The sequence below is a fragment of the Variovorax sp. Sphag1AA genome, from assembly GCF_014192575.1.
Lineage (GTDB): Bacteria > Pseudomonadota > Gammaproteobacteria > Burkholderiales > Burkholderiaceae_C > Variovorax.
On the sequence record NZ_JACHYC010000010.1, the window covers coordinates 15,838 to 35,533 of the forward strand.

Below are 19,696 nucleotides of genomic sequence, written 5' to 3' on the forward strand. Positions count from 1 at the left end.
CGAGCCGCTCCCTGTCCTTGTGCATCGATCCTGAAGTTCTAACCGAGCTGGGCGCCTTGGGCATCGCCCTTAGCGTCTGGTTGTACGAAGCGCCCACCGTGACAGAGCCCGGCCACGGCGAGTGACCGCAATGGGCGCACACCGGACATCGATCGCGCTCTGAGGCGGTCGTTCAGCGCATTGCAGCCCTTCAGGTTGCCAGGCACCGTGTGATCAGATGCTGCTATCGCGATAGCTCTTCTTATCACGATAGCTATGTGTGGCTGTCGCCTGACTCCGGTCGTACTATTGAGCCGGCATCAGGCCCTTGAGATCGTCCATATCCGTCCGCCCCGTGTACGGCTCCCGCCGCGATGGCGAGACCGAGGCCGGACCGCTTCCGACCGAACCCACGAGGTACATCTCGGGGTCGACAGCCTTGCCTGAGCGACGCACTTCGAAGTGAAGCATGGTCGTGCTGGCTCCGGAGCTCCCCATCTCGGCGATCTGCTGCCCTGCGAGCACAACGTCGTTCTCCTGCACCAGGATCCGGCGGTTGTGCGCATACGCCGTGAGGTACTCGTTGTTGTGCTTGACGATGATCAGGTTGCCGTAGCCTTTGAGTTGCGACCCGGCATAGACGACACGTCCCTCTGCGACGGCGACGACCGGCGAGCCGTCCTCGCCCGCGATGTTGATGCCGCGGTTGCGATCGCCGTCGAAGCGGCCAACGATCGGGCCTTGTGCAGGCCAGACCGCTGCAGCAAACGCTGCGCCTTGGCTTGTCGACGACGTCGATGAGCGCGGAGGCGCGACACATCCGCCGAGGCCAATGGCAATGCATGCGGCAACGCTCGCCGCGCCGATCATTCGAATAGAGCTGATGTGCATCGTGGTGTTGCTCCTAGCGACCATTCGCCGCACGCAGACGAAGCTCGATCTTGTCGCGCAAAGATTCAAAGCTCGGCATCGTCGGTGAACGCATGTCGCGCACTTCGATGACGTGCCAACCGAACTGGGACTGCACGGGTGCGTCGACCATGCCGGCCGGGCCCAGCTTGCGCATCGCGTTGGCAAACTCATCTACGAAGTTGCCGCTCAGGTTCCAGCCGAGTTCGCCACCCTTGTCGACGGAGCCTTCGTCCATCGACATGTCCTTGGCGACCTTTTCAAAGGCTTCGCCGCTACGGATGCGGGCCAGTGCGATGTCGGCCTGCTCCTTTGTCTTCACGAGGACGTGCCGGACGTTGTATTCGTACTCACCTTGGTGGGCGGCAGACCAGCGTTCGCCGATCCGGATGTATTCGTCGCGCAGTTCGGCTTCGGAATGGCGGCCGCCATCGGGCGTGCCCTGAGCCATGGCGAACGATGCCGGCAAAGCCCATACCAGTGCGCATGCAACGAGCGCACGTGCCTTCATTTCAATTCACGGCAGTTGCCGAACTCGCATCGCACTGCGAGCGCATCACCGTTGCTGCAGGCGATGGAATAGGTCTCGAACCCAGGTCCTTTTGCGACCAGAGCCGCGCGTGGCTCGGCCGCGCATGACGTTGACCGGGCGAGACGCTCCGCGTTGTAGGCGTCCCTGCCGCCAGTGGCAGTCGCAGGCGTGGTGGGTCGGGGCTGGTAGCCCGCTGCAGGCGTCGGCGCTCGCGGTGCGACCGTCATGGAGGCTGGTGCCGCCGTCGGCGTCGTGGCCTGCGGCGCAGTCTTGCCGCGCTTGTAGTCCGCAATTGCCTGGGCACCACGGGCCGGAATCTCGCCAATCCATTCCGCGGGTCGCGCGAAGTTGAGGTTCTGCGCAGAGCCGGACATTCCCGCAGTGGTGATGCCGACAAGCCGTCCCTGCTCGTCGAACAGCCCGCCGCCGCTGGATCCCGGCGATATCGGCGCTGTCATCTGGATGAACTCGATCTCGCCGGCACTGTCGCGCCGCAGCGCGGAAACAAGTCCGTCGCTGAGCGATTGCTCCAGCCCGCGTGGTGCGCCGATCGCATACACCTTCTGCCCGACGCGAAGTGCGGAAGCAGGCGCGATCTGAATCGGGGCAGCAGGGGAGGGCACATCGTCGGCCTTGAGTTGGCAGAGATCGCGCGCAGCGTCCGGAAACTCCAGCTTCGCCTGCACTTCCTTCCGCTCCTGCCGCAAGGTGATCGATGCAGCGCCGCGCAGGACGTGGCAGTTCGTGACCACGCGGCCGGCCGCCACGACTACGCCGCTGCCGCTGGCCAGCACACGGTTGTCGGCACCGTTTGCAAGCACCACCCAGACGCTGGGCGATGCATCGCGGAAGATCTCTTCGGGCGTGCTTGCGACAGCGACCGTCGGCAGCGTCGTCGTGAGGAGCGCCGAAACCGCCAGGGCGCTGAAAGCTGATCTCATGGGATCTCTCGTTCTATTGGGGGATGAGCCCGCCGAGGTCCTTCATCTCGACGTGTCCGCCCGCGCCGCCCGACCACGGCACCGCCGACGTCGAATTCGAGGCTGGAATCGATGCGGCCATCGCGCGCCGGATGAGGTCTTCCGAGGCGATCGTGCGTTCGCGACCCTGCGTGGTGATGAAGCTCTTGAGGGATTCGAGGACAACGCTGGCCTTGAGTGAATACGCCGCCTCGGGCTCATCGAGCGACTTGAACATCACGATCGTGGCGCTGCTGCGCCAGGTCGTGATCTGGCCGCCGCCGCCCGGGATGTAGACAAAGCCGCCGCCCCCTCCGCCTCCACCCTTCATTTCGACGAGATCGCGATTCAGAGAATCATCGCTGGCCATTCGAAGGGTTGATGCCTCATCGTCCGCTGCGCCTGTCTTCGCTTTGGGCAAGACGGTGAAGTAGGCGAACCCCTTCTGCTGCGTCAGGTCGGCGCACCGATAGATCCAGTAGTTCCAGACTGCTTCCCTGGAGGTGTTGCCGTTGCCGGAGAACTCGACGAAGTAGCGGTTGTCGCTCAGCTTCGTGTCGCGATAGCCGCCCGTTGGCCCGAGCGGCTGATAGACAGTCGTGCACGCGGCGAGCAGCGTGCACAAAGAGGCCGCGAGTACTGCGGCGATGTTCCGAACCTGAATCCTCATGCATTGGCCTGCCGCGTGGTCTCAATGCGAAAACAGCATAGCGAGCTGCTGTTACGCATGCAAACATATGTAGCAAGCGGAGCGGAGGGTTCTGGAAAATGTCGCGTTGTCGCTACTTTCCGGGTGCGGCTGTACCTGTGGACTGCCGCCGGTCCTCATCATTTGGAGGTATTTACAAATCGCGACGTGAAGTTACATTCGCGCGCGACGAAGTTGCCGACAGCGTTTGCAGCGGCACCCTCCGATCCGGAGGGCGGCCGCTGTCTCGTCAAGCCCTTGCGACAACTCCCAAGGGCGCTACGCCCCTGGCGATCACTTGCCGAACAGCTTGGTCACACGCTGCCACGAGCGCAGCATGAAGCCCGCGCGTTCGACATCAGCCTGCGCGATCAGCGGTGCTTCGCCCACCGGCTTGCCGTTCGAGTTCGCGACGACCTTGCCGATCACCGCACCCTTGGCCACTGGCGCTTCCAGGTCGGGCTTGATCTGCACCGAGGTCTGCACTTGCTGGCCGCGCGGCACGGTCACAGTCCATGGCGTCGCCAGGCCTGCTGCAACCGTGTCGGCCTTGCCGAAGTTGACCTTGGCCGTCGCGACGACAGCGTTCGGCTGGATCGGCGTGGCCTTCTCGAAGTTGCTGTAGCCCCAGCCGAGCAGCGTGCGGGTCTGGTCGGCACGCGCCTGTGCGCTGTTGGTGTTGAGGATGACCGTGATGAGGCGCATCCCGTTGCGCTTGGACGAGGTGACGAGACAGTAGCCCGCCTCCTGCGTGTGACCGGTCTTCAGGCCGTCAACAGTGGGATCGGTGTAGAGCAGGGCATTGCGATTGCCCTGCTTGATGCCGTTGTACTTGAACTCGCGCTCGGCGTAGATCGGATAGAAGTCGGAGCTGTCGCGGATGATGGCGCGAGCCAGGATCGCGAGGTCTCGCGCAGAGGCCTTGTGGTCAGGGTCGGGCAGGCCCGTGGCATTGACGAAATGCGTGTGCGTCATGCCGAGGCGCTGGGCTTCGGCATTCATGAGCTTGGCGAAGCCCTCTTCGGAGCCGGCCATGTGCTCGGCGATGGCCTTGGAAGCGTCGTTGCCGGACTGGATGATGATCCCGCGCAGGATGTCGATCACCGTGGCCTGGCTGTTCAGCGGCAGGTACATGCACGATTCGGTGCTCGAACCGCGGCACCAGGCGTTCTGGCTGGTCGTGACGAGGTCGTCCTTCTTGAGCTTGCCCGAGCGAAGCGCCTGCTCGACCAGGAAGCTGGTCATCATCTTGGTCAGCGATGCGGGGGGCAGCGGTTCGTCAGCATTGGCCGAGGCCAGCACTTCGCCGGAGTCGAAGTCCATCAACAGCCATGCCTTGGCGGCGAGCGCCGGCGCGCCGCCGGCCACGGCGGTCTCGCCGGCTACGGTTGCCGCTGCAGGCGCATCGGCAGTGGGCTTCTTTTGGACTGCTTTCTTGGCGACGTGGGAGGCCGCAAAAGACGCGGAGGTGGGAACCAGGGTGGTTGCGGCGATTGCGAGGACCACCGGGAGGATGGAGAAAGTCTTGGGATGCATGGGTATTCAGGGGGCAGAACGCAGATTGTCGCGGATCGAATTGTCGATTCTTGACCGTGCCCACTCAGGATTAGGGATTGGAGCGCAAGTTCAGTGCATCCAAACGTTAGCTGGACGCGCGTTGACCTTCCCATGGGGGGAAGGTCTAGGATTCGCGCCGTGAAGTCCTTTCGTGTCTGGCTCCTGGTCTTGCTGGTGTTCGCGCTCCCGATGCGGGGTGCGATGGCCGCGGCCATGCTTGGCGCGAATGGGTCAGGGCCCGGTCACGCGACCGTTGTCTCCGTTGACCTTCACGACCACGGCCATCACGAGGGCCACGGCGCGTCGCACTCGCACGCGGCCCATGAGCACGCCTCGCACCACACGCACGATGCGGGCGACAAATGCAGCGTCTGCGCTTTCTGCTGCTCCGCAGGTGCACCCATGGCCGCGACGCTCGTGCTGCCACAGGCGCCGCCCGCGACAGCGGAACTCCCTTCCCACAGTGCACAGGCCGCGGAATTTCTTTCCGGCAGGCAGGAGCGTCCACCCCGAAGCATCTGACGCATTAAGGCCTCCGCGCGAGGTCTGATGGCGCTCGTGCACGTTCGCGTGCACGGGTATCGGCCGACGACCGTCGGCGGTTCAGATTGCCTTGGAAGTGACAAACAAACCCATCCGGCTGATCACAGTCAAATTCTTGCCGCTCGCAGCGGCATCCGTGTTTCTCGCAGGCTGCGCCTCGTTTTCGGAGGACGGCGGCTTCAACAACGTCTCGGCACTCACGAAGGAGCGCACAGGCCAACCTGTGGCACTGCAGCGTGCCGATAGTGACCGTCGGGTTGCGCAAGACCGGGTCGCGGAACTCCTCAAGCAGCCGCTCACGGCCGACTCCGCTGTCGAAATCGCATTCCTGAACAACCGGGGCTTGCAAGCGAAGTTCGGCGAGCTGGGCATCAGTGAAGCCGACTACGTGCGGGCCGGCCGGCTTCCCAACCCGGTATTGAGCTTCGGCCGTCTCTCCGGTGGGGGCGATGTGGAAATCGACCGCGCAGTGCTGTTCAACGTGCTCGGCCTGCTGACGATGCCGATCGCATCGCACGTGGGCCAGCAACGATTCGAACAGGCGCAATACCAGGCGGCTTCAGACGCCGTGGCACTGGCCGCCGACGTGCGTCGTGCGTACTTCGATGCGGTTTCTGCACAGGAACTGGTCAAGTACTACGGGCAGGTCAAGGAGACGGCCGATGTGTCGAACGAGCTCGCCAGGCGCATGCTGCAGGCTGGCAACTTCAACAAGCTCACGCAGATGCGGGAGCAGGCGTTCTATGCCGATGCAACCGCGCAGTTCGCGCGCGCACGTCATCAGGCGACCGCAGACAGGGAGCGACTGACGCGGTTCCTCGGGCTGTTCGGCGACCAAGTGAACTTCAGTCTTCCAGAGCGCCTGCCGGACCTTCCGAAGCAGCCCACTGAACCTGTCGATGCAGAGCGCGTTGCCTTGGAGAAGCGTCTGGACGTGCTCATGGCCAGACGCGATACGGAGGCCACTGCCAAGTCACTCGGCTTGACCAAGGCAACGCGATTCGTGAACGTGCTCGAGGTCGGATACCAGAACAAGAGCGAGACCGGTCGCCCCCGCTCGAACGGCTACGAAATCGAGCTGGAGCTGCCGCTCTTCGACTTCGGCTCGACACGTGCGGCCCGTGCAGAAGCGATCTACATGCAGGCCGTGAATCGCACTGCCGAAGTCGCCGTGAATGCACGATCGGAAGTCCGCGAGTCGTACTCGGCCTACCTGACAGCCTACGAGCTGGCCAAGCACTACCGCGATGAAGTGGTGCCGCTTCGCAAGCGCATCTCCGAAGAAAACATGCTTCGCTACAACGGCATGCTGATCAGCGTGTTCGAGCTTCTGACAGACGCTCGGGAGCAAGTCGCGGGCGTCACGGGATACGTGCAGGCATTGCGCGACTTCTGGGTGGCCGATAGCAATCTGCAGACGGCGCTCACCGGCGGCTCGTCGGCTCACTGAGAAGGAACCTGAGTCAATGTCCAATCGTCGCAACTTCTTCAGAGCCGCAGGCGCTGTTGCGCTTGGTGCAACAGCAGTCAGTCGGGTAGGTGCCGCGTCCTTGCCGGAAGCAGCCGTTCAGTCATCCGCATCCACTGTGCCTCCGCCGTCGCCACCCAACGGACGGCCTTTCAACCCTGTCGTGACGCTGAATGGCTGGTCGCTTCCCTGGCGCATGCGCAACGGCGTCAAGGAGTTCCACCTGGTCTGCGAGCCGGTGGTCCGCGAATTCGCGCCGGGCATGAAGGTCAACATGTGGGGCTTCAACGGCTCGAGCCCGGGCCCGACCATCGAGGCGGTCGAAGGGGACCGCGTGCGCATCTTCGTGACCAACAAGCTGCCGGAGCCCACGGCCATTCACTGGCACGGATTGCTCGTCCCTTCCGGCATGGATGGCGTGTCGGGCCTCACGCAGCCGCCGATTCCAGTCGGCAAGACCTTCGTGTACGAGTTCACCCTCGTGCGTTCGGGGTCGCACTTCTATCACACGCACCTGGACGAGCAACTGCAGCTGGCCCTCGGCATGTACGGCTGCCTGGTGGTGCACCCGAAAGACCCGGACTTCATGAAGGTGGACCGCGACTTCATGTTCATGCTGGCTTCCTATGACGTGGAGCCCGGGGCCATGACGCCCAAGGTGAGCACCATGGCCGACTTCAACATGTGGACCTGGAACAACCGCGTGTTCCCGGGCATCGACCCGCTGGTGGCCCGCACGGGCGACCGCGTTCGCATCCGCGTCGGCAACCTGACGATGACGAACCATCCCATTCACATGCACGGTCCGAGCTTCGAGGTCACTGGCACGGACGGTGGCTGGGTTCCCAAGGGCGCGCGCTGGCCGGAGGTGACAACGGACATCGGCGTCGGCCAGCTTCGCGCCTTCGAGTTCGATGCGGTTGCCGGCGACTGGGCCATCCATTGCCACAAGTCGCACCACACCATGAATGCCATGGGGCATGACGTTCCGACGATGGTCGGCGTCGACCAGAGGGGCCTGGCCGAGCGCATTGCGAAGCTCGTGCCCGACTACATGGTCATGGGCGACAAGGGCATGCACGACATGGCCGAGATGGAGATGCCGCTTCCGGACAACACGTTGCCGATGATGTCGGGCAGAGGGCCCTTCGGCCCCGTCGCCATGGGCGGCATGTTCAGCGTCGTGAAGGTCCGGGACAACGTTCGACCCGGCGACTACAAGGACCCGCGCAACTACAGGCACCCACCTGGCACCGTCGCTCACGAGTACCGCGGCGAAGTCCCCGAGCCGACGCGCTCAAGGGTCGATCCACCGGCTGCAAGCAACCTCCAGGTCCGCCGTCCCGGTGGGCACGAGGGCCACTGATTTCCACTGATTCCAATGAAAGCGAAACCATGAGAACCAACATCATCAAGATCGTCTTGTCCGCCGCTGCGTTTGGCGTTCTGTCCGCAGGCGCAATCGCTCGCGCCGATGAAGAGCATGCCGCGCACCATGTGGTCGCCCAGCCTGCTGACGCTGCACAAGCGTTGCCGTCCGAAGGTGAGGTGCGCAAGGTCGATCGCGAGTCGGGAAAGCTCACGCTCCGGCACGGACCCCTCACGAATCTCGACATGCCGGCCATGACGATGGTGTTTGCGGTTTCCGATCCGAGGTTTCTGGACGGACTGAACGAAGGCGACAAGGTGCGGTTCACGGCCGACAGGAAGGACGGGAAGCTTGTGGTGACGGCCATCGAACGCGCGAACTAGTCATCGTCTTCATTCGCGGCCCGGTGCTCGGAAATACGTGGGCGCGGATGCCGATCTGCTGTGGCTCTGCAGTGCACCGCGTCTGTAGGCCCTATCTCACGCCAGAAACTCCTCCCGGGCCGCGATATCTGCGGCGCGCTGGGGCGCAGCATGGCTTCGCCACTGCATGGCACTGCCGTTGCGTTCGGTGGCCTGTCTCACTAGCCGGGAGTACGCATGGACACGATGACCCCCCAGACCTGGATCCTTGTCGCGATCGTCGCGGCCGTTGCGCTCGTTGCGCTGGTCGCGTACAGCGTTCATCGCAGCAGACAGTCGCATCGGCTGCGCGCGCGCTTCGGTTCCGAGTACGACCGCGCCGTGGAGGCGCATGACAGCCGGACCAAGGCCGAAGCCGAATTGCAGCGTCGGGAGGCGCGAGTCGAGCGCCTGACGATCGTTCCGCTGAGTCCCGAGGACGCCGCGCGCTTCAGCGCGGCGTGGAATGCGCTGCAGGCCGACTTCGTCGACAACCCGCAATATGCGGTGGACAAGGCCGATTCGCTCGTGCGCGAGTTGCTGGGCAAGCGCGGCTATCCGCTGGGCGATTTCGAACACCGGGCCGCCGATATTTCGGTCGATCATCCCGGCGTGGTCAGCCACTATCGCGCGGCGCAGGACATTCGCCGGCGCAATCTGGATGGCGACGTCGACACGGAGGAGTTGCGTAGGGCAGTGGTTCACTACCGCGCGCTCTTCGACGACTTGCTTGAAGTGACCGGGCAACGCGTCGGCGCAACGCCCATTCAATCGATACGGCCGGGCCGGCCGGTGGAGGTGCGATCATGATTTTCGATTCCAAGCGCAGACAGAGCGCCGAGCTCGAAGCGGAAGAAGCAACAGCGCTCGCCGAGGCGCCGCGCGCGGGAAGAGCCGTCGCGCCTGACGACCTGCAAGCATCACCCCCGGGTGCGATGCGGCGTGTCGATGAGGAGGTCTACCAGACCGAGGCGCCGCCGGTCGAACGGATGAATGCCAGGATCGACCCGGGCCATGCCGCGCTTCGCAGCAGCGACGCCGATGACCTCGAACCACTCTTCTCGACAGACGCTGCCGACGATTTCCGTCGCGGCTGGGACGCCGTGCAGATCGGGTTCGTCGACGATCCCCGCAAAGCGGTGAAGGACGCCGACGAGCTGGTCAACCGGGTCCTGCACAGCCTGAGCGAGACCTTCAGGGGAGAACGCGGTCGCCTCGAGGCACAGGTCACTCAGGCGGACTCGATCTCGACCGAGGATCTGCGAATGGCTTTGCGCCGCTATCGTTCGTTCCTGCATCGGTTGCTGTCGTTGTAGCGAGTGCCGTCCTTCCTTGGGCTGCGGCAAAATCCGAGCCCATGAATGAGGTCACCATCACTTTCGACCGTGTCTTCGACATCGTCCCCACTTCGCAGCGAAAGCGCGTGGTGCGCACGGAGTTCGGATTCCAGGCGGGAGACGTGAAGCAGGAGCGCGTGGCGGTTCCCGGTTCTCCCCGGATCGAGGACGGCATGACTGTCACGGCACTGCTTGACCGCCCCGGCGATTGGCGAAGCCTGCTCGGTTGGGTCAATCACGAAACGGGTGAGATTGCCTGCTACAGAGCCGGGTCGAACGTCGCGGGCATCGGGCCGATCGTGTTGGGCAGCCTTCTGGCCTATCACTTCGCAGGGTCGAACCCGATCTTTGCTGCGATCGTGTTCGTCATATCCGTTGGCATCTGCATCGGCAGCGTCGCTGGCATGCGCAAGGCCGTCGCTTCCAGGCGGCTTCTGGAAGCGATCCGGATGAATCTGAACGCCGCAGCGGTCACGCCGCACGACCCATCGCCTGGGCAATGAGCTGGAAATCCGCCTCCGGCACCCGCAGGTAGCCGAAGCGGAACGCTGCGCCCCAGTGCGTCTTGTCCCGAATGAACGACAGCCGGTCGATCAGGGGCTTGATCGGCGCATCCTGGCATTCATGAAACTTCACGTCTACGCGGAAGGGCTTGAAGTCCGGTGACATCTCCACCTGGTAGACCTCGCCAGACGCCACCGTGCCGATGGCCGTGAAGGCTTGCAGCGCCGCGCCGTCGGGATAGTCGGTCCGCGGGGAATACATCGCGAGCATGTCGCCGGCCTTCAGTCGCTGCACCGCAGCCTTCTTGCCGTGATTGAGCTGGATGAAGCCTCCACGCACGCCGTTCTGCACATGCGCCTTCGAAACCACGCCGATCCAGAAGTTGTTCATGAGTCCATCTCCTGACAGTGCTTGTTGCTGTTTTGGTGTGCATTGGACTGTAGGCGTGCACAACTGACAACGTCCTGTCAGCAGTGGATGCCCGCCGTTGCTTCGTCTAGTTACCTGCCGTAACATTCCGCGCGAGCGAGGAGAGAGGGAAACAGATGGACGCTTTCGAGGGGCGCCGCGAGCCGGTATTTCTTGACCAGATGCAAGAGCCCGGCGCGCCTGCAATGGAACCACGCGACGCGGCGGCGCCGGTGACGCACGGCTGGTGGTATGCGAACGGAGAGGCCCGAAGCGGACCTCTATCGTCCGAGCAGATCGAGGACCTCCTGCGCGCAGGGACCATCGACGCCGACACGCTCGTCTGGCGCGAGGGCCGTATGGCCTGGAAGGCCGTTCACGAAGTGCCGGAACTCTCTCGTGGCCGGCTGTCGGGCCGCACCCTCGATGACGTCGGGTTCATGCGAACCGCGCGCAGGCGCGAGAAGCCTGTCTCCGCAGTCTGGTGGCTTGTTGCGCTCGTGCTTGCTGCGGCCCTTGTCTGGTCTGCGCTGAAGTTCCATCTTCCCGAGAACGCGGCCATCCCCTATGCAGTCGGAGTGGCGTTCGGAGCCTTGCTCATTCCTCTCATCGGCGTCGGCATTGCGTCGCTCTGGGGCGATGGGCCGAGCCGAAGCAAGGGCGTGAAGGTCTTCGTCGGCTGCGCCATGGCGGTCTTGGCCACGTCGACCTTCAGCACGCTCCTGGAGCGCGGCTACACGCAGCGCTGGTTGAACTATTCCAATTTGACGGCGGAAGACTTCCTGGCGCAGGCCGGCAAGTGCATGCGCATCGGCGACTTGAAGTGCCAGGAAGAGAACCTGCGTGATTTCGTGCGACTTCGTCCCGATGACGCCGTCGGTGCCGGTCGTCTCGGCATCCTGCTGAATCAACGTGGCAAGCATGACGAAGCCGTCGCCCAGTTCAAGCGCTCGCTCGAACTCGGTGCGGGAACGTACGACCTGTTCTCCTATCTGGCGGACAGTCACGAGAAGCTCGGTCACACGCCAGAGGCCATTGAGTGGTCGTACAAGGCGCTGTCGGTCGTGCCCACGCTGGTGGACGTGCGTCGGAAGCTCGCCGGGCTGCTGGTGCGGTCGCAGCGGCCTTACGAGGCACTCTCGCTCCTGCAGGGCTACGACAGTCAACTCGAGGCGCGCGGACAGCAGGCGTACTTCGTTGCGCAGCGCATCTCCATCGAGACGGCCATCGACCAGGCTGCCGGCGAGAAAACGGGAGAGCGCACGGCCCTCCGTCTGCCGGTCTATGGGGGCCACTTCTTTGCCCCGGTTTCCATCGGGTCGGACAAGCCGAAGCCATTCATGGTCGATACCGGCGCAACCCTCACCAGCATGAAGGAGAGCCTGTTGCGCGATTCGCGTGCGGTCTACAAGGTGCTGGACCCGGCGGTGCGCATGACGACGGCTGACGGCCGGAAAGTGGTCGCGAAGTCGATCATGCTCGAGTCCATGAAGGTGGGGCCGTTCGAGCTCACGAACGTGCCGGCAATTGCATGCGCGGAGTGCATCTCTCTTCTTGGCCAGGCCAGCTTGTCGAAGTTCGACATGCAGTCCGTGCGGTCGCAAGGTGTCGACTTCCTGATGCTCGCTCCACGTTGAACTGGTGCATCCAGACTGCCGCCAGCCGGCAATCCAAAGAACTCGCTTTCTCAACCCGAGCGCACTTGCGCCTGACTCATGACCCCACAACAAATCGTAGGCACCGCCTCCCGCTTGTTCGCAATATGGCTGGCCATCTCTGCCTTCCAGGCAGTTGCCATCGCGAGCGCATTGAAGGAAGGCAGCATGAACCCAAGCGTCGTTTGGGTACCGTATCTCATGGGTGGCATCTATCTGCTGGGAGCCGCACTCTGCTGGGTCTTCCCGATGGCCATCGCCCACAAGCTCGTGCCTCGCACCAAGTTTGAGGACACTTTGCGACTGCCGGCAAAGCAGGCACTGGTGGTGGCATGTGTGGTGCTCGGCATGACGGTCATCGCGTTTCGTGCGTTGGCGCCGGTCATGGGCTATCTGTCCGTGTGTGCGCTCTGGATTGGCAATGGCCAACCCATCTCGACGATGGAACCCGGACGGCACATCGACGGAGCAATCGGATTTGCGCAGCTCGCGCTGGGTGTACTGCTCATCGCCAAGGCTCAGACGTTTGCTGCGAAGCTGTTGCCTTCCGATGAGCATCCGCAGTCCGCTTCGGCTGCCCTTCAGCCCCTGGACTAGTGACGCCGTGCCCAGTCCGATATTCAGAAGCGCTGCATAGATCCGCGTTCAAGAACGAGAAGATGAGGAGTGCCTATGCAAGATGAGTGGTGGTACTCGCGCGGCTCGCAGAACTTCGGTCCTCTGCCGCCCGAAAAAATTCGCACGTTGCTGAGCATGGGAGCATTGGACGGCTCCACGCTGGTGAGGCCTTCCGGCCGTGAGGCCTGGATACCGCTGCAGGATGAGCAAGAGCTGGTCGGCTCTCCTTCGATTCGATCTATTCCTGAATCGATGCCGCCCTTGCCCCAATCAGGCATTGATCCAGCAAGGGCAGAGGCCACGGATTCGCCCCGCCGTGATGAGGTGCTCGCCTTGCCACTGGCGGGCCCCTGGCGACGCTTCTGGGCAAAGATGATCGACTTCTACTTCTACCTGCTCGTGGTTGGAGTGCCTCTGGTGGCCGTCGCCAGCTACTACAGGCCCGGATTCGCAGCGGCCCTGAACACACCCGGCTCGGACCGCTTGTGGGGCTTCCTGACTGTGCCGTTCTCGCTTCTCGTCGAGGCCATCATCTTTGGCTGGACAGGGTCGACGTTCGGGAAGTGGCTGCTGGGTTTGAAGGTCATCACGCTGGGAGGTGCCCGGCCGTCGTTCGGCCAGTATTTCCGTCGTCAGCTGGGTGTGTGGTGGGGAGGGCTCGGCCTGGGGATCCCGCTGGTGACGCTCTTCACCATGAATCACCAGCATTCCCGGGTCAAGGCCGGCAACAACGCCAGCTACGACGCGGGTCGTTTCAATGTCAAGGCGCGCCCCATCGGAGGGATGCGAAAGGCGATCGCCGCATTGGTCAGCGTGGCGATCACGGCGGGGATGATTGCTCTCATCGGGCTTGGCAACGAGCAAGAGCGAATCGCGAGCACACCCGTCTCGTGGATCAATCCGGCCACCGGCGTCAAGGTCACCTTGCCCACCGGGTGGACCCCAACGTCCGTCAAGAAATCCACCGAAACGAACACGGACATCTACTTCTTCATCAATCGCAAGACGCGCGTCGAGGCGCTGTTTGCATCGGAGCCAGTACCCCGGCAGTACTCGCTTGAGCAGTACCTCGTCGAGTGGTCCGACAACGTGCGGGAAAAGATGGAGATCAAGCCGGTCGGCACCCAGACGATCGCCAAGGGCCATCACGTATTGGAGACGCAAGGTGTCCTCAAGAACGAGAAGCCGCTCGGCATCCATGCAACCGTCCTTCGCAAGAACGAATCAGTCTGGCGACTGATGTTCTTCGGCAACGACGGCACGGAAGAGTCTGCAGACACTCGCGCGATGCGTGAGGCGCTGTTCGGCACGCTCTAGCGCGACGGCTGCTCCTCACGCTTGAAGCAAACTCACCGATATCACAACAACGAAGAGACAACGATGCACTTCACATCCCTTGCACGCCATCTGTCGCCGCTTGCGGTCCTTGCGCTCGCCGCGTGCGCCGCTACTGGCAACGTTCCCGTCCATGACAAGGCGTTCACGCTGTACGCACCGCAGTTCCCTGACAACTCGCCCCTCGAGCAGCGTCACGCCGGCAACATCAAGGCCAACCCGAACTGCGTCGGCGAGAACGTGTCGCCTGCCCTGGCGTGGAAGAACGTGCCGCCGGGAACGAAAAGCATCGCGATCGTCATGCACGACCCCGAAGGCCGGGGCGGCACTGGCGTGTACCACTGGATTGCCTATGGCATCGATCCCGCGATCGGTGGCTTCGCCGAAAACGAAGTGACAAAGCCGTCGCCCAAGTACACGGGGGGCAAGAGTACGCAGGAGCTGGCCTACTACATGGGGCCGTGCGCCACGCCGAACTCGGGCTGGCACCACTACACCTTCACCGCGATCGCCACCGACTATGAGCCGGGCGCGCTGCCGCCTGACCTGACCTGGCCGGAGCTCCAGGCGCGGCTTGGCGGCGGTCACGGCAAGACCGCGAGCAGCATCGTGCTGCGTTTCGGAAGGCTTTGATGCGGGAATAAATCCTGGCCTGCCTGCGTATTGCAGCTTGCAACGACCTTCAATCCGTTGAAAGGAGCAAGCAGATGAATACGCACAATCCCGGCCGCCGTGAAGCCCTCAGGTGCCTGTCCGCATGGAGCGGCGCAGCCGTCGTCTGGACCGTGAGCGGCGGCATACCGCACGCCCTGGGTGCCACCGGTGGCGGCGCACCGCCAGCGGCTGGAGGGGGTGCGCTGACCTTCGTCCAGATCAGCGACACCCACATCGGCTTTCGCAAGGACGCCAATCCCGATGTCGTCGGCAGCCTGCGCCATGCCATCGCCGACATCAACGCACTGCCGCGGGCGCCGGCATTCGTCGTGCACACGGGCGATGTCAGTCACCTGTCGAAACCCGAGGAATTCGGCAGTGCCAAGGAAATCCTCACGGAGCTTCGCGTCGACCGCGTCCATACGGTACCGGGCGAGCACGACACCATCGACGATGGGGTCAATGGCTATCTCAAGTTCTTCGACCACGACGGCAAGGGACGTGCCTGGTACAGCTTCGACCAGGGCGGCGTCCACTTCATCGGACTGACCAACACGCTGAATTTCAAGGCCGGCATGCTGGCGGGGCTGGGCGACGAGCAACTGGCCTGGGTCAAGAGCGATCTCGCCGGCGTGTCGCGCTCGACGCCGGTCGTGGTGATGGCGCACATCCCGCTCTGGACGGTCTGGGAGCCGTGGGGATGGGGCACCGCCGATTCGGCCCAGCTCATCTCGATGCTGCGTCCGTACGGATCGGTCACGGTGCTCAACGGGCACATCCACCAAGTGCTGCAGAAGGTGGAAGGCAGCGTCGCGATGCACACCGCGATGTCGCTGGCCTATCCGCTGCCCACGCCGGGCCAGGCAGGGATCGGTGAGCCCGGACCCGTGAAGGTTCCAGCCGGCGAACTTGGCAAGCTGCTCGGCACCCGGCAGATCAGTCTGGTCCGCGGCAAGAGCGAGCTGGCCATGGTCGACCGGCCGCTCGAAGGCTGAGGAGGCGCAGCACCATGTTCCATCGAGACCACTTGAAACCCTGGGGCGCGGCGCTCGCGCTGGTCGCATGCGTTGCGGCGGGCCCGTCGGCCAGTGTTGCCGCCGACGCCGTGACGACTGTCGACGTCAGCAAGTTCGCCTTCGGACCCAAGGAGATCACCGTCGCGCCCGGCACCAGAGTGCGCTGGATCAACCACGACGAGGTGCCGCATACCGTGGCCAGCACGCAGGGGCAGGAAAAGGTCATCGGCTCGAAGGCGCTCGATACCGACGACCAGTACGAGATCGCGTTTCAGAAGGAAGGCGACTTCGGCTACTACTGCACCGTGCACCCGTTCATGACCGGCGTCGTGCATGTCCACAAGCAGTAGGTAACGAGGCCTGCAGGATCGCGAAGCTATGCCGCCTTGAACGCGATCCAGGCGCTCCAGAAGAGGCTCGAGAAGAAGCGCAAGGGCCCGACGAAGCCCGCTTTCCCGAGCATCGCTTCGACATCGGCTTCCGAGGCAGGTGGAACCGCGCCTTGACGGATCTTGCCCAGCTTGGCGACCACGTCAGCCTCGCTGGCGCCTGCCATGCGCCAGCGCGTCGCCCAGGCCTTGAGAAACAGCGGTTGGGACTCGTAGGGGCATCGGTTGCACGCCACGATGAGCGGCGCCCCAGGCTTGAGTCGCTTGCTCAGCTCTTTCAGGATCTCGTCCTTGTCGTGCTGCTCGGGGATGTGGTGCAGCACCCCGATGAGCGTCGCTGCGTCAAAGCGGTCGTTGCTCGGGAGCGCGTCGACCGTACCGTCGAAGGCTTGTGTGCGACTCGACAAGCCCGCCGCATCGATTCGTGCCATGGCCTGCTCCAGCATCGCGGGCGCCGGGTCGGCGGCGACGAACTTCCAGGCAGGCTCCAGTCTTCCGGCGATCAGGATCTCCTGGCCCGTGCCGCCCGCACCCGCGACGAGGATGGTCTTTTCATCGCTCCCCAGTTGGGCCGAAAGAAGGCAGGCCGCGAGTTCATGGCATGCGTCGTAGCCTGCGAGTGCGATGCGGCTCTGCGTCTCATATTCCGCGGACCTGGAAAGATCGAACTTTGCGATGGAATCTGTGGATGTCATGCCGGCATTCTGAGCAGATCGAACATGTTCGATAAGCACTTGATTGCGAACGCACCCTTCGCTGATTGAGAGGGCAACGCGTCATACTCGGCTCCCCACGACAACAAGGACATCCATGTCAGGAAGCGGTTTTCATGTGCACGGCCCGCACGACCATGAACTCGAGCACGCTGGTGCGCACGACCACGCCGAATCAGCCTCGGCAAAGTCCGGCCACAGCAGCATGACCAGTCAGATCGCCGTATGGACGGCTGTGATCGCGACGGTAGGAGCGTTGTTCGCGTACATGGGGGGACTCACACAAGCCAACGCGGGCCTCTACAAGAACAACGCCGGCATGAAGAAGACCGAAGCGGCCAATCAATGGAGCTTCTACCAAGCGAAGAGCACGAAGCAGTCGCTCGCCGAGTTCGCGAGGGACATGTCACCCGACGGACGCAAGCAGGACTGGCAAACGAAGGTGTCGCGCTACGAGCAGGAGAAAGCGGAAATCATGCTCATCGCGCAGAAACTCGAGGCGGACGCGACTGATTGGGACCAAAAATCGGAGGCGCAGATGCACCAGCATCACCGCTGGGCGCAAGCGACGACTGCGCTGCAGGTATCCATCGCCTTGGCCGCCATGGCTTTGCTGACCAGAAGAAGGTGGCTGGAGTGGGGCATGCGCGCCGTCGCCGGCGTCGGCCTCGCCGTTGGTGCTCTGGCCGCAATGCACATCTGAGCGCGCCCGCGAGCGTTGCCCTCAGTGAATGATTCCGGAGACGACGATGGCGAGGCCGGAGGCGCTGATGGCAAGACCGATGAGTTTCTGGAGCTTCATGCGCTCGATGGTGCCAGCAGGTGAGGTCTCGCGGGTTTGCGAATCTTCATGCCGGCTATTGAGCGGCGCTATTCGCTAAGCTCTCGGCATGAAAACCCCGCAGTCGCGCGCTCACTCGAAGTCTTCACCGCCACCCGCCGCACCTTCGGCCGTGCTCGCACGGATCGAGAGCATGTGGAGTTCGCTCGGACCGGTCGGCCAGCGCATCGCGGCCTTCATCGTGCAGAACCCGCAAGAGGTGGTGCACATGTCTGTCAGCGAAGTGGCCGAGCGCACGGGGTCGAGCGAGGGCAGCATCGTCGGGCTGTGCAAGAACCTCGGCGCGACGGGCTTCCAGCAGATCAAGATCGCGCTCGCACAGGAACTGGTGCGGCCGGTGCAGTTCATCCACGAAGACCTCGAACCCGGCGACCCGGTCGAAACCACGGTGCGCAAGATCTTCCAGAGCAACGTGCAGACGCTCCACGACACGCAGGGCGCGCTCGATGTCAAGGCGATGGAGCAGGCCGTGCAGATCCTGCGCAAGGCCAGCCGGATCGAGATCTACGGCATCGGCAGCGCGGCCACCATTGCCGAGGATGCGCACTACCGCATGCTGCGCATCGGCCTCAATGCCAAGGTGGTGGTCGATTCCCACGTGCAGGCGATCAGCGCGTCGCTGACCGGGCCCGGCGTGGCGGTGCTCACCGTGTCGCATTCGGGCAGCACCCACGAAACGGTGACCGCCACGCGCCTGGCCAAGGAAGCGGGCGCATCCACCATCTGCATCACCAACTTCGGCAAATCGCCGATCCAGGCGTTCTGCGATGTGCTGCTGTTCACCATGGCGCGCGAGACCAGCTTCCGCACCGAGGCCATGACCAGCCGGCTCGCGCAGCTCGCGATCATTGATGCGCTGATCGCGTGCCTGGCGCTCGCCGACTACGAGACTTCGGTGAAGACGCTACGGCAGACCTTCGACGTGCTTTCGTTGAAGAGGTATTGACCACCCAGCTGATCGAGCAATTCGATCAATGTGGCCGCATGGGCTTGGGGTCGCGGGCCCACGAGCAATGCGCGCAGACCGAATGCCGCTGCGCCCCGCAGATCGGTCGCGGGGTTGTCGCCGATCACCACCGTGTTCGCGCGCGTTGCCGCAGCGCCGAGCCGACGCATGCCTTCTTCGAACAGTAGCGGCCCGGGCTTGCCGATGATCGACAACGGCGCGACGCCGCTGGCCGCCACCAGTGCCGCAAGCAGCGCACCGGTCTCCGGCACCACACTGCCGGCAGGGCCTGGATGGTTGTCGTCGGCGTTGGTCGCGATCAGGCGCGCGCCGCGCCGCAGTTCGTTGGCCATCAGCGCGAGGCGCCGGGTGCTGAAACGCGGATCCAGCGCGAGCACCACCAGGTCGGCATCGGCACGCACGAGCGTGCAACCCTGCGCGATTGCATGGCGCCGCAAGGCATCGCTGGACGCCAGCAGGATGCGCGCATCGGCATGCGATCGCCGCAGGAACGCGATCGTGACTTCGCCCGCAAGAACGATCTGCGCAGGGTCGACCGCGAGCCCCATTCGTGCAAGTCGTCGCGCGACGCCCGAGGCGGTGTGCGTGGAGTTGTTGGACACGATCACGCAGCGCTCCCGGTAGCGCGCGAGCAGCTCGGCCGCGCCGGGCAGGGCTTCGTCCTCGCGGATGAGCGTGCCGTCGAGGTCGAGGATCAGGTGCTGCGGTTCGTGATGGGGCCTGAAGTCGGCGGAGGGGAGATCGATGCAGGTCATGGAGGAAAGAGAAGGCGGTTCATTCTATTGAGTTTGTCTCAATTAAATTCAATCAACAGAATGAACTTGTTTCATTTGCCTGTCATGAGCGCTTCCTAG

At 63.6% G+C, this 19,696-nt stretch carries 23 protein-coding genes; 15 read left to right on the plus strand and 8 right to left on the minus strand.

Going from position 1 to position 19,696, the window contains the following annotated elements:
• Positions 1-285: 285 nt before the first annotated feature.
• The 5 genes from FHW64_RS30895 to FHW64_RS30915 all read right to left on the minus strand — a co-directional run bounded on the left by FHW64_RS30895 (position 286) and on the right by FHW64_RS30915 (position 4,603).
• Positions 286-870, minus strand: a complete 585-nt coding sequence (locus FHW64_RS30895; RefSeq protein ID WP_260306504.1) for a murein hydrolase activator EnvC — start codon at positions 868-870, stop codon at positions 286-288.
• Positions 871-883: 13 nt separating this feature from the next.
• Positions 884-1,399 carry a peptidylprolyl isomerase gene (locus FHW64_RS30900; protein ID WP_184532638.1) on the minus strand — a complete coding sequence of 172 codons (516 nt, stop codon included), beginning with the start codon at positions 1,397-1,399 and terminating at the stop codon, positions 884-886.
• Positions 1,396-2,361, minus strand: a complete 966-nt coding sequence (locus FHW64_RS30905) for a S1C family serine protease (RefSeq protein WP_184532640.1) — start codon at positions 2,359-2,361, stop codon at positions 1,396-1,398. The genes FHW64_RS30900 and FHW64_RS30905 overlap by 4 nt, the downstream gene beginning before the upstream one ends.
• 13 nt (positions 2,362-2,374) lie before the next feature.
• Positions 2,375-3,049: a CC0125/CC1285 family lipoprotein gene (locus FHW64_RS30910; RefSeq protein WP_184532642.1), complete on the minus strand. Its 675-nt coding sequence runs from the start codon at positions 3,047-3,049 to the stop codon at positions 2,375-2,377.
• A gap of 312 nt (positions 3,050-3,361) precedes the next feature.
• A complete protein-coding gene (locus FHW64_RS30915; RefSeq protein ID WP_184532644.1) occupies positions 3,362-4,603 on the minus strand; it encodes a D-alanyl-D-alanine carboxypeptidase family protein in 1,242 nt (413 codons plus the stop codon).
• Positions 4,604-4,762: 159 nt separating this feature from the next.
• Here FHW64_RS30915 and FHW64_RS30920 point away from each other — a divergent pair, with 159 nt between their 5' ends.
• From FHW64_RS30920 to FHW64_RS30950, 7 genes are all read left to right on the plus strand, one after another.
• The gene (locus FHW64_RS30920; protein ID WP_184532646.1) at positions 4,763-5,146 is read left to right on the plus strand and encodes a DUF2946 family protein; all 384 of its coding nucleotides are present in this window, start codon (positions 4,763-4,765) and stop codon (positions 5,144-5,146) included.
• Positions 5,147-5,243: 97 nt separating this feature from the next.
• The gene (locus FHW64_RS30925; protein WP_311733409.1) at positions 5,244-6,617 is read left to right on the plus strand and encodes a TolC family protein; all 1,374 of its coding nucleotides are present in this window, start codon (positions 5,244-5,246) and stop codon (positions 6,615-6,617) included.
• Positions 6,618-6,633: 16 nt separating this feature from the next.
• Entirely contained in the window at positions 6,634-8,001 is a 1,368-nt protein-coding gene (locus FHW64_RS30930) for a multicopper oxidase family protein (RefSeq protein ID WP_184532649.1), read from the plus strand.
• 29 nt (positions 8,002-8,030) lie between these two features.
• Positions 8,031-8,387 (plus strand): copper-binding protein, encoded by a 357-nt coding sequence (locus tag FHW64_RS30935; protein ID WP_184532651.1) that lies wholly within the window; start codon positions 8,031-8,033, stop codon positions 8,385-8,387.
• 216 nt (positions 8,388-8,603) lie between these two features.
• Positions 8,604-9,215 carry a hypothetical protein gene (locus tag FHW64_RS30940; protein WP_221210564.1) on the plus strand — a complete coding sequence of 204 codons (612 nt, stop codon included), beginning with the start codon at positions 8,604-8,606 and terminating at the stop codon, positions 9,213-9,215.
• The gene (locus FHW64_RS30945; RefSeq protein WP_184532653.1) at positions 9,212-9,721 is read left to right on the plus strand and encodes a hypothetical protein; all 510 of its coding nucleotides are present in this window, start codon (positions 9,212-9,214) and stop codon (positions 9,719-9,721) included. The genes FHW64_RS30940 and FHW64_RS30945 overlap by 4 nt, the downstream gene beginning before the upstream one ends.
• Before the next feature lie 41 nt (positions 9,722-9,762).
• Positions 9,763-10,245 carry a hypothetical protein gene (locus tag FHW64_RS30950; protein ID WP_184532655.1) on the plus strand — a complete coding sequence of 161 codons (483 nt, stop codon included), beginning with the start codon at positions 9,763-9,765 and terminating at the stop codon, positions 10,243-10,245.
• Here FHW64_RS30950 and FHW64_RS30955 read toward each other — a convergent pair.
• Complete coding sequence (locus FHW64_RS30955) at positions 10,214-10,636, minus strand: EVE domain-containing protein (protein ID WP_184532657.1); 423 nt, start codon at positions 10,634-10,636, stop codon at positions 10,214-10,216. The genes FHW64_RS30950 and FHW64_RS30955 overlap by 32 nt on opposite strands.
• 155 nt (positions 10,637-10,791) lie before the next feature.
• Between FHW64_RS30955 and FHW64_RS30960 the strand changes: the two genes are divergently transcribed.
• The 6 genes from FHW64_RS30960 (at position 10,792) to FHW64_RS30985 (ending at position 16,282) form a co-directional block, all read left to right on the plus strand.
• Positions 10,792-12,291, plus strand: coding sequence for a GYF domain-containing protein (locus FHW64_RS30960; protein WP_184532665.1), 1,500 nt, complete (start codon positions 10,792-10,794; stop codon positions 12,289-12,291).
• A 186-nt stretch (positions 12,292-12,477) separates the two neighbouring features.
• A complete protein-coding gene (locus tag FHW64_RS30965; RefSeq protein WP_260306506.1) occupies positions 12,478-12,906 on the plus strand; it encodes a hypothetical protein in 429 nt (142 codons plus the stop codon).
• 75 nt (positions 12,907-12,981) lie between these two features.
• A complete protein-coding gene (locus FHW64_RS30970; protein ID WP_184532669.1) occupies positions 12,982-14,244 on the plus strand; it encodes an RDD family protein in 1,263 nt (420 codons plus the stop codon).
• Positions 14,245-14,307: 63 nt separating this feature from the next.
• On the plus strand, positions 14,308-14,895 hold the full coding sequence (locus tag FHW64_RS30975) for a YbhB/YbcL family Raf kinase inhibitor-like protein (protein ID WP_184532671.1): 588 nt from the start codon (positions 14,308-14,310) through the stop codon (positions 14,893-14,895).
• Between the two features lie 74 nt (positions 14,896-14,969).
• Complete coding sequence (locus FHW64_RS30980; protein WP_184532673.1) at positions 14,970-15,911, plus strand: metallophosphoesterase; 942 nt, start codon at positions 14,970-14,972, stop codon at positions 15,909-15,911.
• Between the two features lie 14 nt (positions 15,912-15,925).
• Positions 15,926-16,282, plus strand: coding sequence for a plastocyanin/azurin family copper-binding protein (locus FHW64_RS30985; RefSeq protein WP_184532675.1), 357 nt, complete (start codon positions 15,926-15,928; stop codon positions 16,280-16,282).
• Between the two features lie 26 nt (positions 16,283-16,308).
• Here FHW64_RS30985 and FHW64_RS30990 read toward each other — a convergent pair whose 3' ends face one another.
• On the minus strand, positions 16,309-17,016 hold the full coding sequence (locus tag FHW64_RS30990; RefSeq protein WP_184532677.1) for a class I SAM-dependent methyltransferase: 708 nt from the start codon (positions 17,014-17,016) through the stop codon (positions 16,309-16,311).
• Between the two features lie 115 nt (positions 17,017-17,131).
• On the opposite strand from FHW64_RS30990, the gene FHW64_RS30995 reads away from it, so the two are divergent.
• Complete coding sequence (locus tag FHW64_RS30995) at positions 17,132-17,737, plus strand: DUF4337 domain-containing protein (RefSeq protein ID WP_184532920.1); 606 nt, start codon at positions 17,132-17,134, stop codon at positions 17,735-17,737.
• Positions 17,738-17,987: 250 nt separating this feature from the next.
• Positions 17,988-18,821, plus strand: a complete 834-nt coding sequence (locus FHW64_RS31000; RefSeq protein WP_311733413.1) for a MurR/RpiR family transcriptional regulator — start codon at positions 17,988-17,990, stop codon at positions 18,819-18,821.
• Here FHW64_RS31000 and FHW64_RS31005 read toward each other — a convergent pair.
• Positions 18,758-19,597, minus strand: a complete 840-nt coding sequence (locus tag FHW64_RS31005) for an HAD-IIA family hydrolase (RefSeq protein ID WP_184532685.1) — start codon at positions 19,595-19,597, stop codon at positions 18,758-18,760. The genes FHW64_RS31000 and FHW64_RS31005 overlap by 64 nt on opposite strands.
• Between the last annotated feature and the right edge of the window lie 99 nt (positions 19,598-19,696).

Coding starts and splice junctions, on each gene's coding strand:
- FHW64_RS30915 (WP_184532644.1), bottom strand. CDS start 4,603: ATGCATCCCAAGACTTTCTCCATCCTCCCGGTGGTCCTCGCAATCGCC.
- FHW64_RS30965 (WP_260306506.1), top strand. CDS start 12,478: ATGAACCCAAGCGTCGTTTGGGTACCGTATCTCATGGGTGGCATCTAT.
- FHW64_RS30905 (WP_184532640.1), bottom strand. CDS start 2,361: ATGAGATCAGCTTTCAGCGCCCTGGCGGTTTCGGCGCTCCTCACGACG.
- FHW64_RS30930 (WP_184532649.1), top strand. CDS start 6,634: ATGTCCAATCGTCGCAACTTCTTCAGAGCCGCAGGCGCTGTTGCGCTT.
- FHW64_RS30955 (WP_184532657.1), bottom strand. CDS start 10,636: ATGAACAACTTCTGGATCGGCGTGGTTTCGAAGGCGCATGTGCAGAAC.
- FHW64_RS30910 (WP_184532642.1), bottom strand. CDS start 3,049: ATGAGGATTCAGGTTCGGAACATCGCCGCAGTACTCGCGGCCTCTTTG.
- FHW64_RS30985 (WP_184532675.1), top strand. CDS start 15,926: ATGTTCCATCGAGACCACTTGAAACCCTGGGGCGCGGCGCTCGCGCTG.
- FHW64_RS30900 (WP_184532638.1), bottom strand. CDS start 1,399: ATGAAGGCACGTGCGCTCGTTGCATGCGCACTGGTATGGGCTTTGCCG.
- FHW64_RS30960 (WP_184532665.1), top strand. CDS start 10,792: ATGGACGCTTTCGAGGGGCGCCGCGAGCCGGTATTTCTTGACCAGATG.
- FHW64_RS30990 (WP_184532677.1), bottom strand. CDS start 17,016: ATGACATCCACAGATTCCATCGCAAAGTTCGATCTTTCCAGGTCCGCG.
- FHW64_RS30945 (WP_184532653.1), top strand. CDS start 9,212: ATGATTTTCGATTCCAAGCGCAGACAGAGCGCCGAGCTCGAAGCGGAA.
- FHW64_RS30995 (WP_184532920.1), top strand. CDS start 17,132: ATGTCAGGAAGCGGTTTTCATGTGCACGGCCCGCACGACCATGAACTC.
- FHW64_RS30975 (WP_184532671.1), top strand. CDS start 14,308: ATGCACTTCACATCCCTTGCACGCCATCTGTCGCCGCTTGCGGTCCTT.
- FHW64_RS30895 (WP_260306504.1), bottom strand. CDS start 870: ATGCACATCAGCTCTATTCGAATGATCGGCGCGGCGAGCGTTGCCGCA.
- FHW64_RS30935 (WP_184532651.1), top strand. CDS start 8,031: ATGAGAACCAACATCATCAAGATCGTCTTGTCCGCCGCTGCGTTTGGC.
- FHW64_RS30950 (WP_184532655.1), top strand. CDS start 9,763: ATGAATGAGGTCACCATCACTTTCGACCGTGTCTTCGACATCGTCCCC.
- FHW64_RS31005 (WP_184532685.1), bottom strand. CDS start 19,597: ATGACCTGCATCGATCTCCCCTCCGCCGACTTCAGGCCCCATCACGAA.
- FHW64_RS30940 (WP_221210564.1), top strand. CDS start 8,604: ATGGACACGATGACCCCCCAGACCTGGATCCTTGTCGCGATCGTCGCG.
- FHW64_RS30980 (WP_184532673.1), top strand. CDS start 14,970: ATGAATACGCACAATCCCGGCCGCCGTGAAGCCCTCAGGTGCCTGTCC.
- FHW64_RS30970 (WP_184532669.1), top strand. CDS start 12,982: ATGCAAGATGAGTGGTGGTACTCGCGCGGCTCGCAGAACTTCGGTCCT.